The 2060-nt window shown below is 33.3% G+C and carries 3 protein-coding genes; 2 read left to right on the forward strand and 1 reads right to left on the reverse strand.

Features of this window, described 5'->3' with window-relative positions; translation table 11 throughout:
* Positions 1-100 precede the first annotated feature (100 nt).
* Positions 101-232, forward strand: coding sequence for a hypothetical protein (locus tag V7097_RS25515; RefSeq protein ID WP_335706448.1), 132 nt, complete (start codon positions 101-103; stop codon positions 230-232).
* Positions 233-355: 123 nt separating this feature from the next.
* Here the strand turns inward: V7097_RS25515 and V7097_RS25520 are convergent, their stop codons facing one another.
* The gene (locus tag V7097_RS25520) at positions 356-769 is read right to left on the reverse strand and encodes a hypothetical protein (RefSeq protein WP_057997274.1); all 414 of its coding nucleotides are present in this window, start codon (positions 767-769) and stop codon (positions 356-358) included.
* A 198-nt stretch (positions 770-967) separates the two neighbouring features.
* Here V7097_RS25520 and V7097_RS25525 point away from each other — a divergent pair, with 198 nt between their 5' ends.
* Positions 968-1771, forward strand: a complete 804-nt coding sequence (locus tag V7097_RS25525) for an N-acyl homoserine lactonase family protein (protein ID WP_335706449.1) — start codon at positions 968-970, stop codon at positions 1769-1771.
* Positions 1772-2060 lie beyond the last annotated feature (289 nt).

The following is a 2060-nucleotide window of genomic DNA, read 5'->3' on the forward strand; positions in this document are numbered from 1 at the left end:
TCTCTTCTACTTGACTAGTGAAATAGACACTTTAAAAAAATATAATAATTTATAGAAACATAAAGCTGTTTGATTCGTATTATAATTAGGAGGTGAACAGATGAAAATGGAATTAACATATTATGATATTGCAGAAGAAAAATATATTTTCCAAACTCCGATAAAGTCTAATGAACAGCTATTTATCCCGATTGAAGGCGATACCTTATTACTAGATGGATGGGTTACATAGTAGATAGAAGAGAATTTAAGAAAAAGAGCCGATTTCTATCGGTTCTTTTTACATGAATGTTCCAAAGTTTTGAGCATGCTTCGATACATTTCAACGTAATTGCTGAAGCCCCTTAATAAAGAATTATTTTTCATTTTTAAGAGGGTTTGAGTACATTACGAATCCAAACCACAATGCAAATACAGTATAAATTAGTGCACCTACAACTAATTCAAAACTTAACCCATTCAACAATTCTTTTAATAACATTAGTGCAACAATGGTAAAGTGAACAAGGTTTGCAATTACGATTGGCCGACTATATATTCCCCCAATCATCTTTGACCTCGAATAATAGTTAAGGAAAGCGAATCCCAAATAGAGTGCCCCTGCGATTTGAACAATGATTACGACAAACGTATCAGGTTTTGAACCGAAATAGACTACTAATTCTTGAGGAAGAAATACGGCAATTACACCGAAAAGTGCCATCAATATAGCACTTTTCATCATTAACCAATTTGTCTTCATGACTAATCTCCTTTTTTGCTTTGTCATAAGTAGCCACCTTAAAATAAAATTGAATTGTTCGAATATATCAACAATTTATATGTTAGTTATACAATTACAATTTCATTCCTTTTATATCTTTATGCTATCACAATTTATATTATCATCTTCGAAAGCAACAAAGTTTACGAAAACAGCCATTTTTAAACATATAGATGACACATCATTTGATTTAGGAGGAGAATTATGAAAGTACATATTCTGCATACTGGTAAAGTGTATATTGACAAAGCATTAGCCTATAAAGAAAAGAACATACATCCTATGCCATATACAGGTTGGTTAAGGGGAGAGGGAAATAAGATGTGGGTTCCTGTTTCCTCTTACCTTATAGAGCATCCCAAAGGTCTTATCTTAGTGGATACGGGCTGGCACGAAGAGATGAGAGCCAATCAGAAAAAGCATTTGGGTCGTTTAGCCTACTCTATGTTTAGAGGTGAACTTCCAGAGGGTGATTCAATAATTGATAAGTTAAATACTTTAGGAGTTAAAAGTAATGATATTGACTTTGTTTTATTAACTCATCTTCACTCAGATCACGTTAGTGGTTTGAAACACCTCCCTGATGCAAACAAAATACTTACAAGTGAACTAGAATGGAAAGTAGCAAACAAAAAAATTGGATATATAAAGCGAATGTGGGAGGGTGTCCCCATTGAAACGTTTGATTTAGAAGATATACCTTATGGTCCCTTTAATAAAGGTCTTGATTTATTTGGGGATGGTACACTATTTCTAATTCATACTCCTGGTCATACTGACGGAATGTTTTCGATAATGGTTAAAATGGACAAAGGCTGGTTGGTGTTAGTAAGCGATGTTGGATATTCAAAAGAGTCCTGGACACAGATGATATTGCCAGGTGTTACTACTAATAAATTTTACGCAAGACGATCATTAGAATGGGTGAGGGATTTTTCCAGTAGGGAAGATTGTATACAAGTTATTGCAAATCACGATCCCGCTATAAAACCACAGATTATTGAATAATAATATTAATTGGAAAACAAATTGAAAATAATTTTAAAGAAGCAGAAAAATTTATATGTTTAATTTTTAGCATCTCAAAGACAAGGGAATAGAATTTATAAGGATTTGTTTTCTTAACGCACCATAGTGGAACGACTTTCCTCTCCAAGCCGTGGTAAAAGTATTGACGTGGGTTAACCATTTTCATTCTCTGTGGTGAATCGCTGATCTTTGCGATTCATGGATGGCTAACGGAGCAGAATAGTTCAATAAGAATTTGCATAAGGTTTTCAAAAGAAATTGTTTGTTT

The sequence above is a fragment of the Bacillus sp. JJ1562 genome (assembly GCF_036962705.1).
Taxonomy (GTDB): Bacteria; Bacillota; Bacilli; order Bacillales; family Bacillaceae_L; genus Ferdinandcohnia.

Coding starts and splice junctions, on each gene's coding strand:
- V7097_RS25515 (WP_335706448.1), top strand. CDS start 101: ATGAAAATGGAATTAACATATTATGATATTGCAGAAGAAAAATATATT.
- V7097_RS25520 (WP_057997274.1), bottom strand. CDS start 769: ATGACAAAGCAAAAAAGGAGATTAGTCATGAAGACAAATTGGTTAATG.
- V7097_RS25525 (WP_335706449.1), top strand. CDS start 968: ATGAAAGTACATATTCTGCATACTGGTAAAGTGTATATTGACAAAGCA.